The organism is Actinoplanes sp. NPDC019969, assembly GCF_055562375.1.
The window spans coordinates 664,160-688,389 of record NZ_JBVHFK010000003.1 but is presented as its reverse complement, the minus strand read 5'-3'; the positions used below and the strand labels follow the sequence as shown (position 1 = coordinate 688,389).

Below are 24,230 nucleotides of genomic sequence, written 5' to 3'. Positions count from 1 at the left end.
CCCTCCCTCGCCTCCGCCGCCCTCCTCACCGCCCCCTTCGGCGCCCTCCTCCCCCCTCCCTTCCGCGGTCTTTCAGACCGGCCTCGAACGGCTGGCCGCGGAGGACTGGACCTCCGTGCGGGGGACCCGGGTCGGGGTCGTCTCCAATCCGACCGGTGTGGATCCCGACTACCGGCACCTCGTCGACCGGATGCACGCCGACGGGGTGACCATCGGGGCGGTCTTCGGCCCCGAGCACGGGTTCCGTGGATCGGCGCAGGCCGGCGGCAGCGAGGGCACCGGCACCGACGCGCGCACCGGGCTGCCGGTCCACGACGCGTACCTGGCCACCCAGGCCGCCTGGGAACGGATGTTCCGGGAGACCGGGGTCCGGACCGTCGTGTTCGACATCCAGGATGTCGGGGCGCGCTTCTACACGTACATCTACACGCTCTACGACTCGATGGCCGCCGCCGCCCGGCTCGGGCTGCGTTACCTGGTGCTGGACCGCCCCAACCCGGTCGGCGGCAGCGCCCGCGGCCCGATGATGACCGACGGCTTCACCTCCGGCGTCGGCCGCCTGAAGATCGCGCAGCAGCACGGCATGACCGTCGGCGAACTGGCCCGCTTCTACAACGGCGAGTTCCTCGGTCGTACGGTCGACCTCCAGGTCATCACCTGCCAAGGCTGGCACGGCCGCCTGCTCGCGTCCGATATCGATCTGCCGTGGGTGCTCCCCAGCCCCAACATGCCGACCCCGTCGTCAGCGCTCGTCTACCCCGGAACCGGCATGTTCGAAGGCGTGTCGACACTGTCCGAGGGCCGCGGCACGACCAGGCCGTTCGAGCTGATCGGCGGCCCCGGCTTCGACTACCGCTGGTGCGACCGGCTCGCCGCGCTGAACCTGCCGGGCGTCCGGTTCCGCGAGGCGTACTTCACCCCGACCTTCCACAAGTTCACCGGCCGGTTGTGCGCCGGCGTCGAGATCAAGATCCAGGACCCGCACCGGTACGATCCCCTCCGGACCGCCGTCACCATGCTCACCGAGGCCCGCAAGTCACCGGCGTTCCGCTGGCGCCTGGACGGCTCCCGCCACTGGATCGACCTGCTCACGGGCTCCCCCCGCCTCCGCACCATGATCGACGACGGCGCCACCGCCGATGAGGTGTGCCTGTCGTGGGCGCGCGAGCTGTCCGCTTTCGACCAGCAGCGCAGGCCGTACCTCCTCTACCCGCGGCCCCTCCGATGACCATCCCCGCCCTCCTTCTTCCACCGTCATCCCGGGTACGGCGCTCCCCCGCCCACCCACCGGCCGTCACCCACGACGGTCATTGCCGGCGGTTCGCCGGCCGGGCGTACGGCCGGCTGTCCCGGCCGTACGCCCCGTCCACCCCAGCCCTCGCCCCGCTTCCCACAACCGCCCACCCCGACGGCTCACGACGTCCCCGAGCCGCCGCAGCCCAACCAGCCGTCGCCCAGACAGCAATCCCACCCTCCAGAACCCACCTCACCGACGGCTCGCGATCTGCCTCCCCCACCGCAAACCCACCAGCCCTCGCCCCGACAGGCCAACCGGCCACCAAAACCGGCCCCGCCGACGGCTCACGATGTCTCCCAGCCGCCGTCCGGCGACCAGCCGTCGCCCAGACAGGCAGTCTGCGCTCCGAAACCAGGCTCATCGACGGCTCGCACCCTCCCCTCACCACCGCCGAACGGCGAGCCGTCGCCCAGACAGGCCAACCGACCACCAAAGCCGGCCCCACCGACGGCTCACGAACGCCCCGAACCGCTGCGGAACGGCCAGCCGTCGCCCAGACAGGCCAACCCACCACCAAAACGGGCCCCACCGACGGCTCGCGATGTGCGCGGGGCGGGGCTGGAACGTCGGGGGTCGGTCAGGGCGGGGAGTGGTGGGTGGCGGGGTTCACGGGACTACCCATGACTGCCGGTCAGTCGGGTGTGGGTCACCGGCGCCACGGGGGCGCCGGTGAGCCGAGCGACCGCCAGAGCCGCGGCACCGGCCGCGCCGTCGGACCCGGCCCGGGGTTCGGCGCCGGTGCGGGCGGCTATGCCGGCGCGCACCGCCCGGCTGACCGGCCCGGGTGTGAGCAGCACGGACCCTGCCAGCACCACGACGGCGCCGAGTGGCGGCCCGACGCTGTCGAAGGTGTGCAGGAGACGACCGGTGGCCGTGTCGCAGATGCGTACGGCCACCGGGTCGTCGGCGTCCGCGGCGGCGCTCACCGCGGGCGCGAACCCGCCCAGAGCCGCGGGCGGCACGGCGAAGGCGGCGGCGATCAGCGCTTGTGCGAGGTCTTCGGAGCGGAAGCCGGAAGCGGCACCTGAGTGGAGGCTGATGCCGAAGTGGGCGCGGGCGGCATCGACCAAGGTTGTCGGCTGTCCGCGGCTGTCGAGGGCGGCGAGTGCGGCGCGCAGTCCGCGTACGCCGATCCAGACAGCGGAACCCTCGTCGCCGAGCAGCCAGCCGTAACCGTCGCAGCGGTGTTCCAGGCGGCCGCCGCTGAACCGGGCGGCCAGCGCGCCGGTCCCGGACAGCAGCAGCACACCGTCGGAGGCGGTGGTTCCGGCCGCGAACGACACTTCGAGATCGGTCACCGTGACGGGTTCGCCGGTCAGGCCGGCCGTCTGCCAGGCCTCCACAGCGGCGGCCCGGACCGCCGCCCGGCCGGCGCCCGCGGAACCGGCGGCGCCGAAAACGCCCTGCAGAACGGCTGGACGGAACGTTCCTTCCAAGGCCCGTTCGAGCGCGGTGGCCAGCGTCGAGGCCAGGTCGCCGCCGCTGCTGTTGCGGTTCGCACCGCCGGCCGTGCCGCGGCCCACCACCGTGCCGTCGACCGTCGCGACAACGCATCGTGTGCGCGTCGCGCCCGCGTCCACACCCACCACCAGCGCCGTGCCCATACCTGTCGACACTGCCGCCTGCACGCCCACCACGCCAGCGCCCGATCCGGTCACTCCTTCCCGACGATCGCCCTTCGGCTGGCGATGCCGATCACCGCCGGCTCGGGAACAAGCTCCCCTATCCGACAATCGCGTCAACGCCACCGAGACGCCGCCGGCCGAAGGGGGTGCGGGGACCGTCTGACGGCGGATCTTGTGAGGGCGTTGCACATGGGCGCGGGGACCCCGTACACCTGAGCCGCGCAGCGGAAGCGAACATGCAGGCTCATGGAGAATATTGACGGGAACGGTCCCCGGATGGAAACTTTTCTCCATGAGTGGCGGGCGAGGCACAGTGCAGACGGTCGTCCGGGCGCGAGGGCTGCTGCCGTCGCTGTCCCCGGCGGAGCAGCGGGTGGCGCGGGTGGTCATCGACGAGTCGGCGACCGCGGCCCGGCTGACCATCACCGATCTGGCGGAGCGTGCCGGGTCCAGCGAGACCACGGTGATCCGGTTCTGCCGGGCGATGGGCTTCGCCGGCTATTCGGAGTTGCGGCTGACGCTGGCGGCGGAGGCGGGCCGCCGCGACGACGGCAACGAGCCGGTGGGCAGCGACATCGATCCCGGCGACGATCTGGCCGAGGTGGTGAAGAAGATCGCGTTCGCCGACGCGCGGGCCGTCGAGGAGACCGCCTCCCAGATCGACATCGCGGTGCTGGAGCAGGTCGTCGACGTGGTCGCGGGGGCGCGCCGGGTCGACATCTACGGGGTCGGGGCGAGCGCTTTCGTCGCCGCGGACTTCCAGCACAAGCTGCACCGGATCGGCCGGGTGGCGTTCGCCTGGAGCGACACTCACGTGGCCCTGACCAGTGCGGCCCTGCTCGACGAGCGGGATGTGGCGTTCGCGATCTCGCACACCGGCACCACCAGCGACACCATCGACGCGTTCGCCGAGGCGAGACGGCACGGGGCGCGGACGATCGCGCTGACCAATTTCCCGAAGTCGCCGATCGCCGGGGTCGCCGATCTGGTGCTGACCACGGCGGCGCGGGAGACGACGTTCCGGTCCGGCGCGATGGCGAGCCGGCTGGCCCAGCTCACCGTGATCGACTGTGTGTTCGTGGGCGTCGCGCGGCGCACGTTCCCGGAGACCCGGACGGCGCTGGACGCCACCTACACCGCCGTTCGCGATCGGCGTGTCGGCTCGGACCGGAGGCGCGGATGATTCCCGTGGGCGGACGGCCCCGCAACGAGCGGCTCACCGATCTGGCGCGGACCGAGGAGCGCAACCCGCGCAGTTCGATGATCGACCGGATGTCGACCCTCGACCTGCTGCACCTGATCAACACTGAGGATCGCCTTGTGCCGGAGGCGGTCGCCGATGTGCTGCCGGAGATCGCTGCCGCCGTGGAACTGGCCGTGGCGGCGCTCTCCGGCGGCCATCGGATCCACTATGTCGGGGCGGGCACGTCGGGGCGGATCGCGGTGCTGGACGCGGCCGAGCTGATTCCCACGTTCGGGCTGGAGCCGGGGCGGGTGGTGGCGCACATCGCGGGTGGCCCGCGGGCGCTGACCAATCCGTCGGAGGCGGCCGAGGACGACGAGGCCGCCGGGGCGGCGGCCGCTGCGGAGGTGGCGGCGGGCGATGTGGTGGTGGGGGTCACTGCCAGTGGTCGTACGCCGTACGTCCGCTCCGCCTTGACCACCGCCCGCGCCCGCGGCGCCCGGACCGTCCTGGTCTCGGCGAACCCGGCGTCCCCGATCGCCGCCGGCGCCGACGTGCACATCGCCCCGGACACCGGCCCGGAGGTGCTGACCGGCTCCACCCGGATGAAGGCGGGCACCGCGCAGAAGCTGGTGCTGAACGCGTTCTCGACGGCGACGATGGTCCGGCTGGGCCGCACCTACTCGAATCTGATGACCGACATGCTGGCGAGCAACGCCAAGCTCCGGGACCGCCAGTTGCGGATCCTCGCCGAGGCGGCGGGCGCCGACCTCACCCGGTGCCGGGAGGCGCTGCACGCCGCCGACGGTGACGCGAAGATCGCCCTGGTCGCGCTGATCACCGATGCCAGCACGGAGACGGCGGCCCGCGCCCTGGCCGTCACCGAGGGTCACGTCAATCGGGCGCTGCGCCTGCTGCATCCGGCCTGATCCGCCACGGCAGCAGGGCCGGGACGCGGCGCATGTGCTCGGCGTACGCGGGCCGCCGCACCAGCGACCGGCGGTCCATCATCGGCACGCTGACCACGGCGAACAGCAGCACCATGGCGATCGGCCCGACGATCGTCCACCACCAGTCCGGCGCGGCGGCCAGCCCGAACAGCCACATCCCCCACCAGAAGAGGATCTCGCCGAGATAGTTGGGGTGCCGCGAGTACCGCCACAGCCCCCGGTCGATGATCGAACCCCGGTTGGCGGGGTCGCCGGCGAACCGGTGCAGCTGCCGGTCCGCTGTCGCCTCGATCAGGATGGCTCCCACGGTCACGACGACCGCGAGGTAGTCGAGCGGCCCCCACGCCCGGGCGGTCACGGTCACGGCGGGCCAGACCGCGAGCAGCCCGGCGAAGACGACCAGGGTCGGCATGAGCTGGATGCCGGTGAGACTGATCAGCCACCACGGGACGCCGCGCGGCCGCTGTTCGCGGATCTGCACGTACCGCCAGTCCTCGTGGCTGAGCCCGCGCCAGGACACCGCCCAGTTGGCGGTGAGCCGGATCGCCCAGGCCAGCACGAGCAGGAGGACGATCACCGCTCGGGGAGCCGGGAAGGCGGCCCAGGCGGCGACGATCACGGGTGGGGCGACGCTCCAGTACGGGTCGTAGACGCTCGCGTTGGCCATCAGCACACTCACCGCGAACACCACCAGGGTGGCGACGAGGTCCGCGTAGAACGTGGCGAGCAGCGGATGCTGCCCGCGCGCCAGAACGGCCGTGCCCCACGCGGCGAGACCGGCGGCCACATAGGTCAGCGTCACTACCGCGAATCCCACCGGCCGGGAGGTGCCGGCCAGCCCTCTTCCGATCCTGTACGAGCCCGCGCTCATACGACGGAGGATAGGCGGGTCAGCCCACGGTGGCGAGCTCCCGCCGCCGGACCGCCGCGAGCCGCCGCTCCACCAGCGCGCACACCCCGGCCAGCGCCATCCCGATCGCCAGGCCGAACGCCGTCCCGAGCAGCGGGGAACCGTCGAACGTCTCCCCGCCCAGGCGGCCCAGGCCGATCGCGTACACCGCCCAGCCCAGACTCGCCAGCACACTGACCACCCCGAACCGGGCCATCGGCAGCGACACCGAACCGGACATCATCGCGGTCGCGGTGCGCCCGTTCGGCAGGAACCGGCCGACCAGGATGGCGGCCGCCCCGTAGCGCAGCAGCGCCCGCTCGGCCTTGTCGACGGCCTTCGCCATCCGGCCCTTGCGCAGCCGGGCGCCGGCCTTGCGGCCCAGCAGGTACGACACCCGGTCACCGGCGACCCCACCGGCCACCACCGCCGCGACCAGGGCGAGCAGGTGGGGCCGGCCGGCCGCGGAGACCGCGCCGAGCCCGATCACGACCGTCTCGGAGGGAACGATGGGGATGAACCCGTCGATCGTGACGGCCACGAAGACGATCAGGTAGAGCCAGGGCGAGCAGATCAGTGGCATCACCTGGTCCAGCATCGTGTCCCTTCCCGCTGTGCGGTGGTCGGCGGTGGGCCGGCAACGACTCCTACGCCGTAGCGCGTCCCATGGTTCATCCGGATAACGATCGGACGACGATTGTCCCCGATCGAGTCAAGACCGGCCAGGCTTGCGGCACCGCTCCCCGGTGCACTATGCCGACCGTACCCATCGCAGGAAAGCCCTTCGATGGTGCTGACTCGACCGTTCGGGGTGGTGCTAGCCCCACTGCGTGACGTCGAGCAGGTGCCACGCCCCGCTGTAGGCGGCGATCTGCAGCAGGAACCCGCCGACCGTGAGCAGGCCGCCCAGCAGCACCGGCCCGCGGACCCGGGCCTGCCGGTCGGTGCGCCGCAGCGCGAGCGACGCCAGCAGCAGGGTGAGCCCGGCGAGGTAGACGGTGCGCCAGAAGACGACATCGGTGTCCCGGACGACGTCCAGTCCGCCGAGGAACGCGCGGATCGGGTCGGCCGGCACGGCGCCGCTGATCGGGCTCACGTAGGGGGTGAGGAAGTAGGCCGGGAACCACCCGCTGATCCAGTACATGTAGAAGAACAGGTAGGCGCCGACGGCCCCGGCCAGCAGCCCGGCGGCCCGGGACGCGACGGTGCGGGCCAGCGCGATCCCGGCGGTCCACGCCAGCGCGGTCAGGCACATCGCGTACCCGACGTCGGCCGCCGTCGGGTACAGCGAGCCCACCTCCGGCCCGCCGGTCGGGATGCCTCCGGCGGCGGCGATCAGCATCAGGTTGGCGACGGCCACGGCAGCGGTCAGGCTCACCGGCGCGATCCCGGCGAGGAGCAGTGCCCGGGTACGGTGTACCGGCCCGACCGGCCGGGCCGCGAACGTCTCGGCCGTCCGCGCATCCCCGCGCAGCGCCACCAGCACGGCGGCGACGAACGCGCCGAGGTGCAGCGGCGCCCAGAGCAGGGTCAGCTGCTCGTACGTCTGGGTGTTCCACTGCGCGTCCGGCGCCCGCAGACCCGACCAGGGGCGCAACGCCAGCCAGCCGGCGGCGACCAGGCCGGCCAGCACAGCCGGATGCCGCAGGAGCCGCAGCGCCTCGGCGCGGGCCAGCACCCGGATCATGACGGGCGCACCGAGATGCCGTCGCGGGGCCGTCCGGCGAGGAGCAGGTAGCCGTCCTCCAGGGTCGGGCGGGCCAGATCGGCGCGGGGCGGCGGGTCGCCGATGTTGCGGTAGCGGCCGTCACCGGTGCGCCACGAGCCGGCCGCCGCCGGGTCCTCCGCCTCGGACATCCAGACGTGACCGGCCGCCACGGCGGCCAGATCGCCCGGCCCGCCGGTGAAGGCGACGGCACCGGCGTCGAGCACGATCACCGCGTCGCAGAGGGCCGTCACGTCGTCGGTGAGATGGGTCGACAGCACCACCGTGTGGTGGCGGGCCACGTCGGAGACGACCCGCCGGAACCGGAGCCGCTCGTACGGGTCGAGACCTGCCGTCGGTTCGTCGAGCAGCAGCAGCCGCGGGCTCCCGAGCAGCGCCTGGGCCAGCCCGGCCCGATGCCGCTGGCCGCCGGACAGCCGGCACAGGCGCTGATGCCGCCATCCCGTCATCCCGACGGCCTCGATGACCCGGCCGACCTCGTCGCGTCGCCGCCGGCTGTCGCGGATCTCGTGCAGGACCGCGACGTAGTCGACGAACTCGTGGACCGTGAACCGCTCGTAGAAGCCCGGATGCTGCGGAAGATAGCCGAGGTCCCGGCGGATGCGCTGCCGTGCCCCGGGTTCCAGGGCGTCCTCGCCGAGGACCGTCACCCGGCCCGCGTCCGGCGCGATCGCCGTCGCCAGGATGCGCAGCAGGGTGGTCTTGCCCGCCCCGTTCGGCCCGAGCAGGCCGGTGACGCCGGGCCGGATGTCCACCGTGACCCCGTCCAGCGCGACGGTCCGGCCGAACCTCTTCCGCACCCCGGCGAGCCGGGCGGTCGCGGTCATGACCGCCGCCTGTCGAAGGTGGACCGGCGGGCCACGGACAGGGCCAGGGCCAGCACGGCGAGAACGGCGAGGGCCGCCTGCCCGGCGGGGCGGAACAGTGGTGACGGCTCCAGCCAGGCCGCCGCCGGGGCCGATCGGGCGACCCGGACGGTGAAGGCGGCGAGCAGCAGCCAGGTGGTGGTGACGGCGGCTGCGGCGTACGCCGTACCGAGGACCCCGGACAACGCCACGGTGAGGCCGGTCAGGGCGAGCGCGGGAACGAACCAGAGCAGAGCGACCCGGCCGTGCCCCGGCAGCGCCATGGCCAGCAGCACGGCGGCCGGCAGCCAGGAGGCAAGCACGACGACGGTGCGCAGCAGGAGCAGGCGCAGCGCCGGGAACGGGGCGACCACGGCCACCTCGCCGGCGGGGTCGCGGCGGCCGCCGTACGTGACAGCGATGCCGAGCACCGGCGCGACCGGCGCCGTCACCACGAACATCACCACCCCCGCCGGCCGCGACCACAGCAGCGCCACCAGCAGCGCGACGGCCAGCACCAGCAGGCCCGCCGCGAGCCACGCGTGCCGCAGCCGGGGCGCGCCCGCGGTGAGCCGGGCGATCCCGGCGGGCGCCCCGAGCATGCTGATGAGGCGTTCCAGCGGGCCGGGACGGGGCCGGTCGATCCGGTCCAGGATCCGGGCCAGGCTGTCGTCGTGCCGCCGCCGGGCGGTGTCGTCGCGGCGTTCCAGCCCGGCCAGCAGGCCCCGGCAGGCGGGGCAGTCCAGCAGGTGCGCCTCGGCGGACGCGGCGTACGCGTCACCGAGCCGGCCGGCGAGATACGCGCCGGCGGTGTCCGGGTGCAGGTGCCAGCTCATGACAGCGCCTCTCGCAGTTGGGTACGGGCCCGCATCAGCCTGGTCCGTACGGTGGTCGCCGGCACCCGCAGCAGCCGCGCCGCCTCCCGGCTGGTCAGACCGTCCAGCACGACCGCCTGGACGACGGCCTTGAGCTCCGGTGACAGGCCGTCGACCGCCCCCGCCAGCCGGCCGTGCTCGATGCCGAGCAGCACCTGGTCCTCGGCGGACGGCTCCCGCGACACCGCGGTGAGCAAAGGCAGCGGCAACGGCCGCCGGGGCCGGAGCGCGCCGATCAGCCGCCGGAAGCCGATGCCCCAGATCCACGCCGCGACCTGACCGGTCCCGCGGTACGCGCCGGGCCGCCGCCAGATCGCCACGAACGTGTCCTGGACGACCTCGTCGACGAGACCGGCATCGCCGCAGCGCCGGCTCAGCCGGGCCCGCAGCCAGGGCGCGTGCCGCGCGTACAGCTCCGGCAGCGCACCGGAGTCCCGCCCGGCGATGGCGTCGAGCAGCTCGTCGTCCGAGCGTGCCGAACCTCGGATGTCCATGTCTCTCTGTATCGGCCCGCCACGCCGGCTGTTCCCCACCGCCATCCAGATCGACTGACACCATCCGCGAATCCACCCCGCAACAGCCGGCGGCGCCCGGTGCGACAGGGAGGGCAGGAACCTTCGAAAGGATGACCGTGATGAGCACCGAAGCCCCACTTCCCCACCGCCCTGGCGCTGTGTTTCCGGCCGTCACCGGGGGCTCCGGGGATCTGCCCGACCGGGGGAACCGACCCCGCGCCGGGTGACCTGCTGCTGGGGATGGCCGGCGCGGCGCTGTCGGCGACGAGCGTGCTCCGGACCGCGCAGGCCGCCGGCAGTTCGTACAGTCAGGTCCCGCTGTTGTCCGCCCTGTTGAAGCTGCCGCTGGGCGCGCTCACCGCGGTCGTCGGCCTGCTGCTGATCCACGGCGGATTCGTGCCGGGCCTCACGATGCTGGACACCCCCGGCCGGATCGCCGCGTGGGCGTTGTTCTTCGGCACGGCGCAGCAGGTCGTGAGCCGGGTCTTCGACTCCCGGGCGAGCAGCCTCGACGAGCGTGCCGTGCGGCAGCCGCGCTGACGGAGCGTTACCGCAACCAGGCGGCGAACAGTGACACGATCGCGGCGGCGAGCAGCACCACCCCGGTCCCCACGCCGACGACGGCGCTCACCGGGAGTTTGCGGGACCGCGCGAACGGGACGGACCCGAGCGAGACGGCCGTGATGAGGACCGCGGGCACGTGCACGAGCGGGTACTCCAGGATCACCGCGACCGGGAACAGGTGCACGCCGACGACGAAGGCGATCCACACCGGGATCAGCGTGCGCCGGCCGGTGACGGCGAGGAGCACGGCGCCGACGGCGGCCACGCCGAACTCGATGCCCACGACGATGCCGAAGGTGCGGCTGCTCTCCTCGGTGAAGACGGTGCCGTCGTTCCAGTGCCGCCAGGCGATCAGGATCCCGGCCAGCATGACGAGGAAGCTGACGACCGTGCCGGCGATCAGCGGGCGGCGCCACCCGGCGGGCGGGGTCTCCTGCGCCCAGCCGAACCAGCCGGGGGCGAAGAAGCCGAACACGGCTGCGGTCATGGCCAGGTCACGAACATGCTCGGCGAACACATCACTCCAGAAGTCCACGTCGGACGGTCGCCCGCAGCATAGGCCCTGCCGTCGATGTCGACATGCGGACAGCGGGCGGAGAGCACGGAACAGGCGGAGGAAACTCGGCCGAAACGGCGCGGAACAAACCACCCGGAAAGGCGGGAGATCGACAATGGCGACGATCGTCTACATCCATGGAAACGGCAACAAGATCCCGGCCGGGCAGTTGAAGCTGCAGTGGGATCAGGCGTTGTTCGGCAGGGACATGGGAACGGCGTCCCGGATGGCGTACTGGGCGCCGGTCTCGCACACGCAGGCGCTGCCGGCGTTCGCGGCCGACGAGATCGAGCAGCTGCCGGGGACGGCGCCGGAGACCGCGCAGCCACCCGACCTGTTCGTCGAGCAGGTGATCCGGGAGGCGGACGCCAAGCATCTGGAGTCCTGGCTGCGGGACCTGACGTACACCGCGGACGCCCTGGTCGAAGGTGAGAGCACCGCTCCCCCGGTCACGTCGCCGTTCGAGGCGCTGCCGCTGCCGAAGGCGCTGCGCCAGGCGGCGTTCCGGGAGCTGGTGAAGCGGACCTTCAAGGATGTGTACGCCTATTTCTTCGGCGGCCGTGGCGACGCCATGCGCAAGGTCGTCCGGGACGCGCTGTCCGGGATCAGCGGCCCCGTCGTGGTGGTCGGGCACAGTCTCGGCTCGGTCCTCGCCTACGACGTGCTGCGGGGCCAGGAGCTCCGGAATCTGGACGTGCCGATGCTGGTCACCGCCGGCTCGCCGCTCGGCGTCACCGAGGTGCAGGATCTGGTGGTACGCCCGTTGCAGGTCCCGTCGCAGGTCCGGTTCTGGCGCAACGTCTCCGACTTCCGCGATCTGGTGGCGCTCGACCACACGATCCGCCCCGAATACAGCCCGGCCGATCGCTGCGCCGATTTCTCGGTGACCAACACCAGCTGGAATCATCACGGCATCGGCGAATACCTGGGTTCCACCGCGGTACGCCAGCCGGTTCTGCAGATCTTCCAGCGGTGAGACACACATGTTCGGCGAGCGGTACGCGTACAGCGCCCTGATCAGTTTCTGTTTGTCCCCGAAGTCGTCCTGAACGGCGGAGTTGTTGCGCTGCCCGGCAGCCACCCCGATCTCCCGCAGCGACACGTCGAACCCACGCTCGGCGAACATCCGCCCCGCCCGCGACCAGGATCTCGTCCTTCGTACCCATGCCTCCATCATGATTCTCCGCGCCACCCGGCCGGGTCCCGGCTCGCGGACCAGGCCAGAGCCAGCCAGGCGACGTAGGTCCACAACGCCACCCGCTCGGCCAGTCCGACCATGCTCTCCCAGGAGCCGACGCTCAGCGACGGGCCGTCGGTCACGTCGAGGAAGGCGACGACGAGCATCAGGTAGGCCGCGACGGTCGCGGCAGCCGCGACGCCGAGGAGAGACCCTTGCTTGCGGGTACGGGTGACCAGCACCGCCGCCACCGGGAGCGCCGTGAACGCCACCAGCGCGGCGACCCCGTGGATCATCCCGGCTGTCGAGGGCGGCTCGTGCCACCGCCCGTACGGATCCGTGGGGAACGCCGCCCCCAGCAGCACCGCGACCGTCCAGGCCCGCAGTGGCCACCGGCCCTTCCGGGTGTGGGCGGCGAGCCGCCGCTGCAACACTGCCGACGCGACGGCCAGGCTGATCAGCGCGAGCGGGATCAGCCAGCCGGCCCGGCCGTGCACATAGTGGCTGACCATCCGCTCGACCGGGCTCCAACCGGGGTTGAGCAGGTCGGCGAGCCCGGCGGCGGCCACGAATCCGGTCAGCCCGGCCGGGACGATGTCGAAGGTGATTCGCATGCCCCGACGTTAGGGAGAACGCCAGGGTGGCCGCGTCCTCCCGACAGCGTCACCCACGTGTACACCATCGGGAGTACGCCGCGTACCCCTCACGCCTGTTTGGTCTCCCAGAAGATCTTCGCGATCTCCTCGATCCTGGCGAGCAGCTTCTCCGCGACCGCCGGGTCGGCGGAGCCCTTCGCCCCGCCCGCCCCGGCCAGCTTGGTGGCCTCGTTGAACAGGCCGTGCAACTGCGGGTACTTCTCGAAGTGCGGCGCCTTGAAGTAGTCGGTCCACAACACCCACAGGTGATGTTTGACCAGCTCGGCCCGCTGCTCCTTGATGATCAGCGCCCGGGTCCGGAACTCCGGGTCCTCGTTGTCCTGGTACTTCTTGGCGATCGCCAGCAGCGACTCCGCCTCGATCCGCGCCTGCGCCGGGTCGTAGACGCCGCACGGCAGATCGCAGTGCGCGCTCACGACGATCCGCGGGCGCATCAGGTTCTTCACACGTTTCAGCACGTCCGAACGCTAAAACCTGAAGCCCTGTTGAAGTCAACCGGTCGGCACAGCATGCGTTCATGATCAACCGGGCTCTCCTGCCGACGATGTGTCTCGTTCTCAGCATCCTGCCCGGTTGCGCCGGCCTCGAATACGGCTGCAGCGCGGCCGGCGACGGCTGGCAATACGTCGAATACACCGAGCAACCCGACCGCGAGGCCCCGCTCCATGCCAGGAGCGTCGACGGAATCGTCCGTCTTCACCGTCGAGATCACGGCCTCCCACGACGACTGACACGGCGCTTCCCCGGCCCCTGGCAATGCTGTGGATCTGTGGCGGGAGAGCGGGCATCATGCCGGGTGTGATCCTGCTGCTCCCAGCCGACGTGTTGCGGCCTCGTCGTCCGGACGACCATTTCGCGGGCGAGGCCCTCGCCGCTCGAAACGCCGGACTCGACGTCGCCTTGATCGACCATGACGCGCTCGCCGCCGGCGGTGACGCCGGGCGTGCGGTGGCCCGCGTACCGGAGTTCCCGACCACGCGCCCGGCGATCTACCGCGGCTGGATGATGCGAAGCGAGCAGTACGAGCAGCTCGCCCAGGCGCTCGCACAGCGCAACATCGTTCTGCTCACGAGTCCGGAGCAGTACCGGCAGGCACACGAGCTTCCTGGCTGGTACGCGGCGCTGACCGGCATCACACCGGCATCGGCGTGGACCGCCGGCGCCGAGCGTGACGGTTTCGCACAGGCCTGCGCCGCTCTGGGGCCCGGCCCAGCGGTACTGCGTGACTACACCAAGTCCATGAAGCACTACTGGCACGAGGCGGCGTACATTCCGGATCTCGCCGACACGGACGCCGCATGGGCCGTCGCCCGGCGGTTCCTCCAGTTGCGCGACGACGATTTCACCGGCGGATTCGTCCTGCGCCGCTTCGAACGATTCCTTTCCGCCGAGGTGCGAACCTGGTGGGTCGACGGCGCCTGCCGCTTGATCGGCCCGCACCCGGACACACCCGGCGACGACCCGCGGGCCGAGGTGGACCTCACCCAGGTCGAGCCGCTCATGGCCCGGCTCCGGCTCCCGTTCGTCACCGCCGACCTCGCCCGCCGCGACGACGGCGTGTGGCGTGTCATCGAGATGGGCGACGGCCAGGTCAGCGACCGGCCGAGCACCATCACCCCCGAGGACCTCATCGCGATCATCACCGCATTCGACAGCACCGCTACCCGACTCCGCCGGTGAGAGGGCGATCGCGGCTGGCGGGCCGTCATATCGGGTGCGGCCACCGACTCGATGTCTCGGGCGTTCCCCAGCGCCTGTTGAGGCAACCGCCGCAGTTCACTCGCCGGCCAAGGCTCAAGCGCTCACCGGCGAGTCTGGCCAACGTCCGGCGCGACAATCATCACGCGCCGTTGCGCTGCTTCCGGAGGCGCCTACGGCCCGTAGCCCTCCACCCGGGCGCGGCCCTCAGGATCCGCCGCGGCCGTTCCGTCCCGGGATGAAGACGGCCCAAGCGGCCACCCCCAGGGCCGGGCCCAGCGCGACACCGAGAGCGACGTTGTCGAACAGAACCCCGACGACGACGCCGAGGGCGGCGCCCATGGCGATCCAGACACCGATGTTCGCCCAGATTCCGAGTCCTCCGGCTTCCCGGGGCGTGTCGTTGTTCGTCATCGCATCTCTCCCAGGACGCGGGTGAAAGGGCCGACGATCCGGCGGCTCACCGCAGCGGATGCGCAACCCTCTTCCTCCGCAAGCTATCACCTCGCCTCAAGGCGCCTCGTCGTCGAGGAGCCGGTCACCGTGCCGTGGCCGCGGTCGATGCGGACCAGATCCCAGGGGAAGGCTGCGCCCGGCGTCCGATGAGCGGGCTGCCGGGGAGAGTTCAGTCGCCGGATCCGAACGCTTCGGCCATCAGCGCGTGACGACTCGGTGGTGTCCCGAGTCCGCGCGGACTGTGTTCGCCCAGGCAGACATGGTGCCCATCGTGCTCGATCCAGGTCGGGGAATCCCAGAAGCGATCACTCGCGGTCAGTAGCTCACCGGCGACCTCATGCCGATGTTCCGGTAGGCCGCCGACCGTGGTGAAGGCTGCGGCGACCAGGTCCCCGGCGTCGGGAGGCAGATCGGCGTCGCCTACCGCCGGCAACAGGAGCAGGAGTCGTTCTGCCCGCGTCCAGGCCGGGTCCGGCTGAGCAGCGACGGTGAGAAGGTCCGGCCAGGACAGCCCCGGCCCCTGGAAACCTCCCTCCAGCGCAGCCACCGTGATCACCGACGCGGAACCCGCCGGTTGCAGCAGATAGTCCCATCCGGCATCGCCTTCGAAGTTGCGAAAGAGAATGTGTACGCGGTGCCCACGGACGAGCCGCACGGTCAGGAAAGGCCAGCTGTCCGGATCGTGCAGTCGCTCTGCGTACTCTTCGACATCGGCGGGATCGACGTCGAAAGAAGTGGCTGCAGTATGGGAACCACCGACCGTGAGCAGGAACGTCGGCCAGAACGATCGGTCGTTCCCGCCCGGTACGACCTCGGTCAAGACGGACTCGTCAACCGGTGGCCGGAAACTGCTCAGGTATTGGCGTAGCGACACCGTCCCAGTGTCCCCGATGGATGCTTCGCAACGAACCCGGATCCGCTCAGCTGAGTCCCCTGTCCGGCTGGTTTGGTGCCTGTCTCAACCCGCCGAGACAGCCACCAGAACCAGCCGGACAGGGGACTCAGCCACGGCGGGCGTAGGCACGGGCTGCCCTGGCACGATCCCCGCACCGCACCGAGCACCAGTGCCGCCGGCCACTTCGCAGCAGGTAACGGATGCACGGCCGGGAGTCACACGCCGTCAAGCGGTCCGCGTCGGGGCCGGTGAGCAGGTCGGCCGCGTCGGCAGCGAGCACCCCGAGGGCGTGGTCGACCACCTGATCGGTCGGATGCGGGACCACCCGGTGCAGCCCCCGAGCCGGATCCCATCGCAGCTCGGCAGCGGTCGGCACCTTACCGAGGGCCGTATTGACAGCGGCCAGCGCCACAGCGGGCGGCTCGGTGGGAGCCGCGAACAGCGCCCGGACATGCTCCCGCAGGCCGCGCAGCCGCCCCGCGCACACCTCGTGAAGGACCGTCCCGGCCGGGACGAGACCTCGCTCGATCAGCCACTGTGCCGCCTCCGCGGGCGTGCCGAGCAGGTCGGCGCTCTGACCGCCGGGCATCGACAGCCGGCTGTTGGCCAGGTCGAGGCTGGGGTACCGGTCGGCGCCGGGCGCTGCGGGAATCACGAACCTCACGGTACCGCTTGCGCTCATCCGTGACAAACGTCTAGCGTCACGGTTGCCAACGCTCCCAACCGTGAGGTTCCCAATGTCGATCTCCGTCCAGGCTCTCGGCGGCCCGACCGCCCTGTTCGAGTACGGCGGCCTGCGCCTGCTCACCGACCCCACGTTCGACGAGCCCCGCAGCTACACCTCACCCAGCGGCAACACGCTGACCAAACTCGCCCCGCCCGCGGCGGCCCCGGACACGCTCGGCCCGATCGACGTGGTGCTGCTCTCGCACGACCAGCACGCCGACAATTTGGACGACTCCGGCCGGGCGCTGCTCGCCGGCGTGCCGCTCACGCTCACCACCCCGGACGGCGCGCAGCGGCTCGGCGGCACCGCCCGCGGGCTGGCCCCGTGGGAGTCGGCGCTGGTCGGCCGGGTGACGATCACCGCGGTCCCGGCACGGCACGGCCCGGAGGGCTGCGAGCCGGTGACCGGGGAGGTCACCGGCTTCGTGCTGACCGCGGACGGCCTCGATCCGGTCTACGTCAGCGGCGACAACGCCGCCCTGGAGCTGGTCGAGCAGATCGCCGAACGGTTCGGCCCGGTCGGCGCCGCCGTGCTGTTCGCGGGCGCGGTGCGGACCCCGCTGTTCGACGGCGCGCTGCTCACCCTGGACAGCGAGCAGGCCGCCGAGGCGGCCCGGATCCTGGGCGCGCAGCAGGTCGTGATGGTGCACTTCAACAGCTGGGCGCACTTCACCGAGGGCCGGGACGCCCTGGTGAAGGCGTTCACCACGGCCGGCCTCATCGACCGGGTGCAGCTGGACTAGAGCGCTGCGGCGGCGGCCCGGCCCGCGACGCGTCCGGAGAAGAGGCAGCCGCCGAGGAACGTACCCTCCAAAGAGCGGTAACCGTGCACGCCACCGCCACCGAAGCCGGCAGCCTCCCCGGCCGCGTAGAGGCCGGGGACCGGAGCGCCGGAGGCGCCGAGGACCTGTCCCTTCAGGTTGGTCTGCAGGCCGCCGAGGGTCTTGCGGGTCAGCACATTGAGGCGGACCGCGACCAGCGGACCGGCCGACGTGTCGAGGAGCTTGTGCGCCGACGCGGTGCGGCCGAGGACGTCCCCGGGGTAGGCGAGCGCGTTGCGGATGCCCTGGACCTGGGCGTCCTTGCTGTACGCGTTGTCGATCTCCCGGTCCCGCGCCTCGATCTGCCGTTTCAGCGCGTCCAGTTCGATCAGGTCCGAGCCGGCGACCCGGTTCATCCCGGCGACGAGTTCCGGCAGCGTGGCGGCCTTCACGAAGTCGGGGCCGTACTGCTGGAACTTCTGGATCGGCCCGGGCGTCTGCCAGACCCGCGACAGCAGCAGCCAGAGGTTCTTGCCGGTCAAATCGGGGTTCTGTTCGGAGCCGGAGAGCGCGAACTCCTTGTCGACGATCTTCTGGGTGGTGACGAACCAGGAGTGGTCGTACCCGGTCGCGGTGATCGATCCGAGGGTGTGCAGCGTGTCGTACCCCGGGAAGTCCGGCGCGGAGAACCGCTTGCCGGTGGCGTCGAGCCACAGCGACGACGGGCCGGGCAGGATCCGGATGCCGTGGCCGGGCCAGATCGGGTCCCAGTTGCGCACGCCCTCGGTGTAGTGCCACATCCGGTCCGGGTTGACGATCCGCGCGCCGGTCCGCGCGGTGATCGCCAGCATGCGGCCGTCCACGTAGGCGGGCACGCCGGTGATCAGGTTCTGCGGGGCGCGGCCGAGCCGGGCCGGCCAGTTCTGCCGGATCAGGTCGTGGTTCGCGCCGATCCCGCCGGACGCCACGATCACGATCGGGGCTTTCAATTCGAAGTCGGCGATGACGGTACGGGAGGAGGGCTTCCCTCGCGCGGCGGTGCTCGCTTCCAGGACCTTGCCGCGTACGCCGGTGACCGCCCCGCCGGTCTGCACGATCTCGTCGACCCGGTGCCGGAACTTGAACACCACCTTCCCGGCGGCGGCTCCGGCCCGTACCCTCTTCTCGAACGGCTCGACGATCGCCGGCCCGGTCCCCCACGTGACGTGGAACCGCGGCACCGAGTTGCCGTGGCCGTCGGCGAGCCCGCCGCCGCGTTCGGCCCAGCCGACCATCGGGAACCACTGCAGTCCGAGCCCGGCCAGCCAGGAACGCTTCTCCCCCGCCGCGAACTGCACATACGCCTGCGCCCACCGGTACGCCCAATAGTCCGCCCCGGCCGGATCATCGACGCCCCGGTCGAAGCCCGCCGTGCCGAGCCAGTCCTGCCAGGCCAGGTCGGCGTTGTCCTTGACGCCCATCAGCCGCTGCTCGTCGGAGTCGACGAAGAACAGCCCGCCGAACGACCAGTGCGCCTGGCCGCCGATGTTCGCCTCGTTCTCCTGGTCGAGCAGCAGCACTTTGCGGCCGGCGGCGACGAGTTCGGCGGTGGCGACCAGGCCGGCCAGGCCGTGCCCGACCACGATGGCGTCCGCGTCGGTCGGGGCCGCCGCGCCGAACGCCGGCAGCCCGACCGTGGTGGCCGCGACGACGCCGCCGGCCATGCCGACCGCCGCCCGGCGACTGAACTGGGGAGATCTGGGTTGTTCCACGCTTCCTCCCGACGAAACACGAAGGACTCTCGGATCGTCAGGAATTGAAACACGCCGATGCTTTTAATTTCTAGACTGCGCCGGGACCGGCTGCGCGGGCGCCGGGATGTAGTCCTCCAGCAGCGCCGGCGTCAGCCCCGCCTGGTGGATCGCCTTCAGCGCGTTCACGAAGTCGGCCCGGAACGCCTCCCGGAAGTGCATCAGCAGGATGTCGCCCGGCTGAACCGCCGATCCCTCCTGGTAGCGCACCTTCCCCTTGTGCACGGTCTCGGTCCAGAAGAAGGTGGCCGCCATCCCGCACTCCTTGGCGGCCCGCAGCGTGGTCGCGTCCTTCTCCCCGTACGGCGGGCGGAACAGCGTGGGCCGTTTGCCGAACCACTGGGCGAGCTGGTCGGCGGACTCGCAGATCTGCCGGCGCTGGAACTCGTGCGACTTGCCGCGCATGCCCGGATGCGACACCGAGTGCGCCTCGATCACCGCGCCGGCCTCCACCATCGGCCGGAAGAAGTCCGGGTCGTCCCTGATCGCGTCGGTGGTCAGGAACAACGTGACCGGCACCCCGGCCGCCGCGATCAGCTGCTGCGCCTCCGGCTTCTTCAGATAGCCGTCGTCGATGGTCAGGAACGCCACCTTCTGCGTGGTCGGGATGCGCCGCAGGAACTCCACCGAGTCACCGGCCGGCAGGGTGATCGGCTCGGCCGGCGGGGCGGGCGCGAAGTCCGGGATGCCGTACCTCGCCCGCTGGGCGGTCCGGGCCGACTCCAGACTCGGGCTGGCCTGGATCGGCGCCGCGCCGGACGCCCCTGGAGCCGCGGACGCCGAGGGCGGCGCGGCCTTCGGCTCCGCCCCGGAGGAACAGGCGGCCAGCAGTGCGGCCGCCCCGGCCGCTGTCAACACACGAACGATCCTCGCCCCACCCATTCGGGTGATCTTGCTACGGGCGATGTGAAGCACCGGTAAAGGGATCCTCTCGCCTCGTACGGCAATGATGGGTGCCATGCTTTTTGAGAGTGCGCTCGCGTCGCTGTTCGAGCCAGAGGGACGCCGGAACCCGTACCCCGCCTATGACGTGCTGCGCAGCAAGCCGGTCTTCCCGGCGTTCGAGGGCGGCTGGTTCGTCACCACCCACGAGGTGACCAGCCGCCTGCTGCGCGACCCGGGGCTGCGGGTCGCCGACACCGCCGACTACGACCGGAACTGGCCGGGCTGGCGGGAGAACCGCGGCGTCGCCTCGGTGGTCATCTCGATGCTGCAGTCGAACCCGCCGGATCACACCCGGATGCGCCGCGCCGCCGCGGCGACCTTCACCGCCCGCCGGGTCGCCGCGATGCGTGACGTCATCGCGCGGCAGGCCGAGGACCTGATCAAGGCGATGCCGGCCGACGCCGACTTCATGTCCGCTTTCGCCTACCCGCTGCCGATCGGCGTGATCTGCGCGCTGCTCGGCGTGCCGGACACCGACATGCCATGGTTCCGGCAGCGGGCCGCCGACCTCACCGTCGTCCTGGAGCCGATCAGCACCGAGGAGGAGATGGCCCGCGCCGACACCGCCGGCCGCGACCTCGAGGACTACTTCACCGGCCTGATCGCCGACCGCCGCCGCCAGCCGCGCGAGGACCTGACCAGCGCGCTCGCCGCCGAGGGCTCCGGGCTGACCGGCCAGGAGCTGCTGGCCAACCTGGTGCTGCTGCTGGTCGCCGGCTTCGAGACCACCACCAACCTGCTCGGCACCGGCCTGCACATCCTCCTCGACCACCCCGAGCAGGCTGCCCGGTTGCGGTCGGACGCTGGCCTCGCGCCCGCTTTCGTCGAGGAGATGCTGCGGTACGACTCCCCGGTCCAGTTGGCCTCCCGGTTCACCACCACGCCCCTGGAGGTGGCCGGCCAGCGGATCGACGCCGGCGCCGGCCTGACCCTGCTGCTCGGCTCCGCCAACCGGGACCCGGCCCGCTACCCCGGCCCGCACCGCTTCGACCCGGACCGCCCGAACATCCAGCCGGTCTCGTTCGGCGGCGGCGCCCACTACTGCCTCGGCGCGCCGCTGGCCCGGCTGGAGGCCCAGGTCGCGTTCCCGCTGCTGCTGACCATGCTGCCCCGGCTGGCCCTGGCCGGCCCGGCGCAGCGCCGCGACCGCCTGGTCCTGCGCGGCTACGCCACCCTGCCCGTGCACACCGGCTAGAGGAAGCCGCCGAGCAGGACCGCGTCGGCGTGCCGGCTCGCCGTCACCGGGAACTCCAGGCGGGTGGCGCCGGACTCGACGGTCAGCACGTGCACGTGGTGGTACCGCTCGTGCGGGCGGACCGCGATGTCGGTGATCCGGTCCCGGGGCAGGACGGTCCGGGCCAGGGACCGGTCACCGGCGGCCGTGGTGATCCAGCCGCTGCGATGCAGCACCTGGATCTCCCGGTCGTCGGTGACCAGCAGCGACGCGTGCAGGGTCTCCGGTTTGACCCGGCTGCGCATCCGGTCCAGCGGCGCGACCGGCGTGAGGACCTGGCGTTCGCCGACCAGGACCAGCCGCAGTCCCGGCTCCTCGGTCACCAGGCGCTGGTAGTCGGTGAACAGGGCGGTGTCCTCGCGCCCCAGATAGGGCGTCAGCGGCGCCGGCATGTGGTCCGGCAGCGGGGCCTCCGGCAGGTAGGACCGGCGCAGCACCCGGATCAGGTCCCGGATCGGGCCGTTCGCCGAACCGTTGTACGGCACGGTCAGCTCTCCGCCCCCGACGGTCCGGACGGTGAGCCGGCCGTCGAGCATCCGCACGCTGTCCTGGATCGCCACCACCTGGTCGAGCGGCACCCGCCAGCCGTCGTAGGTGTCGTCGCGCCGGCTGAGCACCGTGAACGTCTCCGCGTCGACGGCCAGCAGGTGGTCGTACAGGTGCATGCCGGGGTGCGCCTCGCGCCGGTCGATGTTGCGCGGCACCTTCAGCACCAGCCGGTACGCGGACGGTTCGATCCCGGCCTGCCGGTACAGCCAGGGCAGGTCGGCGGCCGTGCGCACCTCGTCGATCCAGGGCCCGAAGTCGTCGAACTCCGGCGTGCTCCACTGCTCCGTCACCCGCAAGATCATGAACTCCGGTGTCAACAGCGCCGCCACGACCCCCAAGGTCAACCGCGCATCGATGGGTAAGACACTGTACCGATGACTGAGCGACTCCAGCCGGACCCGGAGACCGCCGCGGCCTGGCGGGCCTTCTGGGAGCTGGCCGACTCCCGGCTCCTCAACGACCAGGCCGGCGGCCTGATCGCGACCCAGAAGCTGATCAGCCAGTTCTCGTCGCAGCACCCGGCCGCCCTGATGATCGCCGCGGTCGACGCCGTCGCCGACACCGTGGTGGAGTGGGCCGACGACCTCGGCAAGAACCCGGCGTGCATGGCCGAGGTGTCCTTCAACATGCTGCACTCCCAACTGAAGCCCCCGGAGCGCCTGATCCTGTTCGCGGCCAGCGAGACCCTGCTCGCCCAGGACCCGACCGGCGAGGCCGGCAGCCCGCACCCGGTGTGCCACCCGTGGCCGCCGCAGGCCGCCGTGACCTCGATGGCGTACGCCGGCGACGGCGAGGTGCTGCGCAAGGCGATCGAGGCGGCGCCGCACACGCACGGTCTGGAGCAGCAGCCCGTACCGGTGCTGTGCTTCTCCGTCCCGGAGGTCCTCACCCACCTGCTGTGGGGTTTGAGCCGCTCCGACCCGGACCGCATGCGCGACCTGATCGACCTGAAGAAACAACGCTGACCGGCCGGGCCGGCACGACGCGTTCCCTCGTCAGAGGCCGGTCTCGTGCTGGACGAAGTTGCCCCAGTCCGACAGCGCGTACATGCCGGTGATCATAGGCGGGGCCACCTGTTCCGAGACGGGTGCAACGGTTCGGGGCGGCCACGCGTGTCATCCTCGTGGTGACACGACAGGCGCACATCCGTGACCGGCCCGGGGAGGCGGCGTCCATGACCGGGCCCGCCTCGTTCGACGACTTGTACGCCGCCCACTACGCCGACCTGACCGTGCAGCTTCATCTGTACTTCGGCGACCGGCAGGAGGCGCACGACGTCGTCCAGGAGGCGTTCTGCCGGGCTTACGCCCGCTGGCGGCAGATCTCGCGGTACGAGGACCCGGTCGCCTGGGTCCGCCGGGTCGCCTGGAATCTGGCCCTGAGCCGCTGGCGCCGCACCCGGACCGCCTGGTCGTTCCTGCGCCGCCAGCCCACGGTCGAGGCCGCCGTCGAGGGCCCGAGCCCGGACCGGGTCGCCGTGATGGCCGCGCTCGCCGCCCTGCCCGACCGGCAGCGCCGCGCCGTGGTGCTGCGCTACCTGGCCGATCTGACCGTCCCGCAGATCGCCGAACGGGAGGGTGTCGCCGAGGGGACCGTGAAGTCCTGGCTGCACCGGGCCCGCGCCGATCTCGCCGCGCACCTGAGGATCGAGGAGGAGTCCCGGTGACCGACCGTATTCAGCAGCTTCTCGACGCGGCCCGTACCGACGCGCTGCGCGACGTCCGCCCGCCGGGAACCGCCGAGGTCCGGCGGACCGTCCGCCGCCGCCGGGGCCTGGCCGCGGGCGCCAGCGCCGTGGCAGTGCTGGCGGCGATCGCGGCCGGCGGCACACTGGCCGCGCCTCCACCCGGGCCCGGCGGGATCCCGGCCGGCGAACCGTCCTACGGGATCCCGCTGCTGCCGCAACCGGACCCGGCACGGGCGGCGGCCGCGTACGCCGCGCTGGTCGGCCGGACGTCCACCCCGTGGGTGATGGCGACGTCCGGTGTGGTGCAGGCCGACTACGAGAACGACGTGAACGACATCCCGGCCGGCCGCTACGTGCTGTCGGTCTACTGCGCCGGCGAGGGCACCGCGGAGGTGCTGGTGAAAGCCTTCGACACCGGCGACGAGAAGCTGGCCGCCGGCACGGTGACCTGCGCGGAGAAACCGGAGGCCCTCCAGCTGACCCTGCGGCAGCCGGTCGACGGCTACCTGCGGGTGTTCCTCAGCGGCGACGTCCGGGCGGCGGGCAGCGCGGCGTTCTCGTTCGCTCTCACCCGCGAGGACGCCGCGCCCCTGCCCAGCCGGAGTTAGTGGTGTGTGGAGTTCGGCCGCTA

The 24,230-nt window shown here is 71.9% G+C and carries 27 protein-coding genes; 11 read left to right on the top strand and 16 right to left on the bottom strand.

Going from position 1 to position 24,230, the window contains the following annotated elements:
• The first annotated feature begins 115 nt into the window (after positions 1 to 115).
• Positions 116 to 1,228: an exo-beta-N-acetylmuramidase NamZ family protein gene (locus ACZ3II_RS13410; RefSeq protein ID WP_465517884.1), complete on the top strand. Its 1,113-nt coding sequence runs from the start codon at positions 116 to 118 to the stop codon at positions 1,226 to 1,228.
• A 683-nt stretch (positions 1,229 to 1,911) separates the two neighbouring features.
• Here the strand turns inward: ACZ3II_RS13410 and ACZ3II_RS13405 are convergent.
• Complete coding sequence (locus ACZ3II_RS13405; protein WP_465517883.1) at positions 1,912 to 2,901, bottom strand: N-acetylglucosamine kinase; 990 nt, start codon at positions 2,899 to 2,901, stop codon at positions 1,912 to 1,914.
• A 313-nt stretch (positions 2,902 to 3,214) separates the two neighbouring features.
• Between ACZ3II_RS13405 and ACZ3II_RS13400 the strand changes: the two genes are divergently transcribed.
• Together ACZ3II_RS13400 and murQ are read left to right on the top strand one after the other, a co-directional pair.
• Positions 3,215 to 4,105 carry a MurR/RpiR family transcriptional regulator gene (locus tag ACZ3II_RS13400; protein WP_465517882.1) on the top strand — a complete coding sequence of 297 codons (891 nt, stop codon included), beginning with the start codon at positions 3,215 to 3,217 and terminating at the stop codon, positions 4,103 to 4,105.
• Positions 4,102 to 5,034 carry an N-acetylmuramic acid 6-phosphate etherase gene (gene murQ / locus ACZ3II_RS13395; RefSeq protein ID WP_465517881.1) on the top strand — a complete coding sequence of 311 codons (933 nt, stop codon included), beginning with the start codon at positions 4,102 to 4,104 and terminating at the stop codon, positions 5,032 to 5,034. The genes ACZ3II_RS13400 and murQ overlap by 4 nt, the downstream gene beginning before the upstream one ends.
• On the opposite strand, the gene ACZ3II_RS13390 is transcribed toward murQ, so the two are convergent.
• The 6 genes from ACZ3II_RS13390 to ACZ3II_RS13365 all read right to left on the bottom strand — a co-directional run bounded on the left by ACZ3II_RS13390 (position 5,000) and on the right by ACZ3II_RS13365 (position 9,884).
• Positions 5,000 to 5,926, bottom strand: a complete 927-nt coding sequence (locus ACZ3II_RS13390) for a DUF1295 domain-containing protein (RefSeq protein WP_465517880.1) — start codon at positions 5,924 to 5,926, stop codon at positions 5,000 to 5,002. The two genes, murQ and ACZ3II_RS13390, sit on opposite strands and share 35 nt — an antisense overlap.
• A 19-nt stretch (positions 5,927 to 5,945) precedes the next feature.
• The gene (locus ACZ3II_RS13385; protein ID WP_465517879.1) at positions 5,946 to 6,542 is read right to left on the bottom strand and encodes a DedA family protein; all 597 of its coding nucleotides are present in this window, start codon (positions 6,540 to 6,542) and stop codon (positions 5,946 to 5,948) included.
• Positions 6,543 to 6,761: 219 nt separating this feature from the next.
• Entirely contained in the window at positions 6,762 to 7,631 is an 870-nt protein-coding gene (locus tag ACZ3II_RS13380) for a hypothetical protein (protein WP_465517878.1), read from the bottom strand.
• A complete protein-coding gene (locus ACZ3II_RS13375; RefSeq protein ID WP_465517877.1) occupies positions 7,628 to 8,497 on the bottom strand; it encodes an ATP-binding cassette domain-containing protein in 870 nt (289 codons plus the stop codon). The genes ACZ3II_RS13380 and ACZ3II_RS13375 overlap by 4 nt, the downstream gene beginning before the upstream one ends.
• A complete protein-coding gene (locus ACZ3II_RS13370) occupies positions 8,494 to 9,351 on the bottom strand; it encodes a cupin domain-containing protein (RefSeq protein ID WP_465517876.1) in 858 nt (285 codons plus the stop codon). The genes ACZ3II_RS13375 and ACZ3II_RS13370 overlap by 4 nt, the downstream gene beginning before the upstream one ends.
• Positions 9,348 to 9,884, bottom strand: a complete 537-nt coding sequence (locus tag ACZ3II_RS13365) for an RNA polymerase sigma factor (protein ID WP_465517875.1) — start codon at positions 9,882 to 9,884, stop codon at positions 9,348 to 9,350. The genes ACZ3II_RS13370 and ACZ3II_RS13365 overlap by 4 nt, the downstream gene beginning before the upstream one ends.
• Positions 9,885 to 10,145: 261 nt before the next feature.
• Here ACZ3II_RS13365 and ACZ3II_RS13360 point away from each other — a divergent pair, with 261 nt between their 5' ends.
• A complete protein-coding gene (locus ACZ3II_RS13360; protein ID WP_465517874.1) occupies positions 10,146 to 10,445 on the top strand; it encodes a hypothetical protein in 300 nt (99 codons plus the stop codon).
• A gap of 7 nt (positions 10,446 to 10,452) precedes the next feature.
• Here ACZ3II_RS13360 and ACZ3II_RS13355 read toward each other — a convergent pair whose 3' ends face one another.
• Positions 10,453 to 10,986, bottom strand: coding sequence for a hypothetical protein (locus ACZ3II_RS13355; RefSeq protein ID WP_465517920.1), 534 nt, complete (start codon positions 10,984 to 10,986; stop codon positions 10,453 to 10,455).
• A gap of 154 nt (positions 10,987 to 11,140) precedes the next feature.
• Here ACZ3II_RS13355 and ACZ3II_RS13350 point away from each other — a divergent pair, with 154 nt between their 5' ends.
• Positions 11,141 to 12,001 (top strand): hypothetical protein, encoded by an 861-nt coding sequence (locus ACZ3II_RS13350; RefSeq protein ID WP_465517873.1) that lies wholly within the window; start codon positions 11,141 to 11,143, stop codon positions 11,999 to 12,001.
• 197 nt (positions 12,002 to 12,198) lie between these two features.
• Here ACZ3II_RS13350 and ACZ3II_RS13345 read toward each other — a convergent pair whose 3' ends face one another.
• Together ACZ3II_RS13345 and sodN are read right to left on the bottom strand one after the other, a co-directional pair.
• Complete coding sequence (locus ACZ3II_RS13345) at positions 12,199 to 12,816, bottom strand: DUF998 domain-containing protein (protein WP_465517872.1); 618 nt, start codon at positions 12,814 to 12,816, stop codon at positions 12,199 to 12,201.
• 89 nt (positions 12,817 to 12,905) lie between these two features.
• Positions 12,906 to 13,292 carry a superoxide dismutase, Ni gene (sodN, locus tag ACZ3II_RS13340; protein WP_465517919.1) on the bottom strand — a complete coding sequence of 129 codons (387 nt, stop codon included), beginning with the start codon at positions 13,290 to 13,292 and terminating at the stop codon, positions 12,906 to 12,908.
• Between the two features lie 364 nt (positions 13,293 to 13,656).
• Between sodN and ACZ3II_RS13335 the strand changes: the two genes are divergently transcribed.
• Positions 13,657 to 14,538, top strand: a complete 882-nt coding sequence (locus tag ACZ3II_RS13335) for an ATP-grasp domain-containing protein (protein ID WP_465517871.1) — start codon at positions 13,657 to 13,659, stop codon at positions 14,536 to 14,538.
• A 225-nt stretch (positions 14,539 to 14,763) separates the two neighbouring features.
• Here ACZ3II_RS13335 and ACZ3II_RS13330 read toward each other — a convergent pair whose 3' ends face one another.
• From ACZ3II_RS13330 to ACZ3II_RS13320, 3 genes are all read right to left on the bottom strand, one after another.
• Positions 14,764 to 14,970, bottom strand: a complete 207-nt coding sequence (locus ACZ3II_RS13330; protein WP_465517870.1) for a glycine zipper domain-containing protein — start codon at positions 14,968 to 14,970, stop codon at positions 14,764 to 14,766.
• 211 nt (positions 14,971 to 15,181) lie between these two features.
• The gene (locus tag ACZ3II_RS13325) at positions 15,182 to 15,832 is read right to left on the bottom strand and encodes a hypothetical protein (protein ID WP_465517869.1); all 651 of its coding nucleotides are present in this window, start codon (positions 15,830 to 15,832) and stop codon (positions 15,182 to 15,184) included.
• A 181-nt stretch (positions 15,833 to 16,013) separates the two neighbouring features.
• Entirely contained in the window at positions 16,014 to 16,589 is a 576-nt protein-coding gene (locus ACZ3II_RS13320) for a CGNR zinc finger domain-containing protein (RefSeq protein ID WP_465517868.1), read from the bottom strand.
• Positions 16,590 to 16,644: 55 nt separating this feature from the next.
• On the opposite strand from ACZ3II_RS13320, the gene ACZ3II_RS13315 reads away from it, so the two are divergent.
• Entirely contained in the window at positions 16,645 to 17,376 is a 732-nt protein-coding gene (locus tag ACZ3II_RS13315) for an MBL fold metallo-hydrolase (protein WP_465517867.1), read from the top strand.
• On the opposite strand, the gene ACZ3II_RS13310 is transcribed toward ACZ3II_RS13315, so the two are convergent.
• Complete coding sequence (locus ACZ3II_RS13310; protein WP_465517918.1) at positions 17,373 to 19,097, bottom strand: FAD-binding dehydrogenase; 1,725 nt, start codon at positions 19,095 to 19,097, stop codon at positions 17,373 to 17,375. The two genes, ACZ3II_RS13315 and ACZ3II_RS13310, sit on opposite strands and share 4 nt — an antisense overlap.
• 111 nt (positions 19,098 to 19,208) lie before the next feature.
• Positions 19,209 to 20,042: a polysaccharide deacetylase family protein gene (locus tag ACZ3II_RS13305; protein WP_465517866.1), complete on the bottom strand. Its 834-nt coding sequence runs from the start codon at positions 20,040 to 20,042 to the stop codon at positions 19,209 to 19,211.
• Between the two features lie 100 nt (positions 20,043 to 20,142).
• Between ACZ3II_RS13305 and ACZ3II_RS13300 the strand changes: the two genes are divergently transcribed.
• Complete coding sequence (locus tag ACZ3II_RS13300; protein ID WP_465517865.1) at positions 20,143 to 21,324, top strand: cytochrome P450; 1,182 nt, start codon at positions 20,143 to 20,145, stop codon at positions 21,322 to 21,324.
• Here the strand turns inward: ACZ3II_RS13300 and ACZ3II_RS13295 are convergent.
• Positions 21,321 to 22,202 carry a hypothetical protein gene (locus ACZ3II_RS13295; RefSeq protein WP_465517864.1) on the bottom strand — a complete coding sequence of 294 codons (882 nt, stop codon included), beginning with the start codon at positions 22,200 to 22,202 and terminating at the stop codon, positions 21,321 to 21,323. The two genes, ACZ3II_RS13300 and ACZ3II_RS13295, sit on opposite strands and share 4 nt — an antisense overlap.
• Before the next feature lie 84 nt (positions 22,203 to 22,286).
• On the opposite strand from ACZ3II_RS13295, the gene ACZ3II_RS13290 reads away from it, so the two are divergent.
• From ACZ3II_RS13290 to ACZ3II_RS13280, 3 genes are all read left to right on the top strand, one after another.
• Positions 22,287 to 22,877, top strand: coding sequence for a hypothetical protein (locus ACZ3II_RS13290; protein WP_465517863.1), 591 nt, complete (start codon positions 22,287 to 22,289; stop codon positions 22,875 to 22,877).
• A 209-nt stretch (positions 22,878 to 23,086) separates the two neighbouring features.
• Positions 23,087 to 23,578 (top strand): RNA polymerase sigma factor, encoded by a 492-nt coding sequence (locus ACZ3II_RS13285; protein WP_465517917.1) that lies wholly within the window; start codon positions 23,087 to 23,089, stop codon positions 23,576 to 23,578.
• A complete protein-coding gene (locus ACZ3II_RS13280; protein WP_465517862.1) occupies positions 23,575 to 24,207 on the top strand; it encodes a hypothetical protein in 633 nt (210 codons plus the stop codon). The genes ACZ3II_RS13285 and ACZ3II_RS13280 overlap by 4 nt, the downstream gene beginning before the upstream one ends.
• Positions 24,208 to 24,230 lie beyond the last annotated feature (23 nt).

Coding starts and splice junctions, on each gene's coding strand:
- ACZ3II_RS13405 (WP_465517883.1), bottom strand. CDS start 2,901: ATGGGCACGGCGCTGGTGGTGGGTGTGGACGCGGGCGCGACGCGCACA.
- ACZ3II_RS13400 (WP_465517882.1), top strand. CDS start 3,215: ATGAGTGGCGGGCGAGGCACAGTGCAGACGGTCGTCCGGGCGCGAGGG.
- murQ (WP_465517881.1), top strand. CDS start 4,102: ATGATTCCCGTGGGCGGACGGCCCCGCAACGAGCGGCTCACCGATCTG.
- ACZ3II_RS13390 (WP_465517880.1), bottom strand. CDS start 5,926: ATGAGCGCGGGCTCGTACAGGATCGGAAGAGGGCTGGCCGGCACCTCC.
- ACZ3II_RS13385 (WP_465517879.1), bottom strand. CDS start 6,542: ATGCTGGACCAGGTGATGCCACTGATCTGCTCGCCCTGGCTCTACCTG.
- ACZ3II_RS13380 (WP_465517878.1), bottom strand. CDS start 7,631: ATGATCCGGGTGCTGGCCCGCGCCGAGGCGCTGCGGCTCCTGCGGCAT.
- ACZ3II_RS13375 (WP_465517877.1), bottom strand. CDS start 8,497: ATGACCGCGACCGCCCGGCTCGCCGGGGTGCGGAAGAGGTTCGGCCGG.
- ACZ3II_RS13370 (WP_465517876.1), bottom strand. CDS start 9,351: ATGAGCTGGCACCTGCACCCGGACACCGCCGGCGCGTATCTCGCCGGC.
- ACZ3II_RS13365 (WP_465517875.1), bottom strand. CDS start 9,884: ATGGACATCCGAGGTTCGGCACGCTCGGACGACGAGCTGCTCGACGCC.
- ACZ3II_RS13360 (WP_465517874.1), top strand. CDS start 10,146: ATGGCCGGCGCGGCGCTGTCGGCGACGAGCGTGCTCCGGACCGCGCAG.
- ACZ3II_RS13350 (WP_465517873.1), top strand. CDS start 11,141: ATGGCGACGATCGTCTACATCCATGGAAACGGCAACAAGATCCCGGCC.
- ACZ3II_RS13345 (WP_465517872.1), bottom strand. CDS start 12,816: ATGCGAATCACCTTCGACATCGTCCCGGCCGGGCTGACCGGATTCGTG.
- sodN (WP_465517919.1), bottom strand. CDS start 13,292: ATGCGCCCGCGGATCGTCGTGAGCGCGCACTGCGATCTGCCGTGCGGC.
- ACZ3II_RS13330 (WP_465517870.1), bottom strand. CDS start 14,970: ATGACGAACAACGACACGCCCCGGGAAGCCGGAGGACTCGGAATCTGG.
- ACZ3II_RS13320 (WP_465517868.1), bottom strand. CDS start 16,589: ATGAGCGCAAGCGGTACCGTGAGGTTCGTGATTCCCGCAGCGCCCGGC.
- ACZ3II_RS13315 (WP_465517867.1), top strand. CDS start 16,645: ATGTCGATCTCCGTCCAGGCTCTCGGCGGCCCGACCGCCCTGTTCGAG.
- ACZ3II_RS13310 (WP_465517918.1), bottom strand. CDS start 19,097: ATGGCCGGCGGCGTCGTCGCGGCCACCACGGTCGGGCTGCCGGCGTTC.
- ACZ3II_RS13300 (WP_465517865.1), top strand. CDS start 20,143: ATGCTTTTTGAGAGTGCGCTCGCGTCGCTGTTCGAGCCAGAGGGACGC.
- ACZ3II_RS13290 (WP_465517863.1), top strand. CDS start 22,287: ATGACTGAGCGACTCCAGCCGGACCCGGAGACCGCCGCGGCCTGGCGG.
- ACZ3II_RS13285 (WP_465517917.1), top strand. CDS start 23,087: ATGACCGGGCCCGCCTCGTTCGACGACTTGTACGCCGCCCACTACGCC.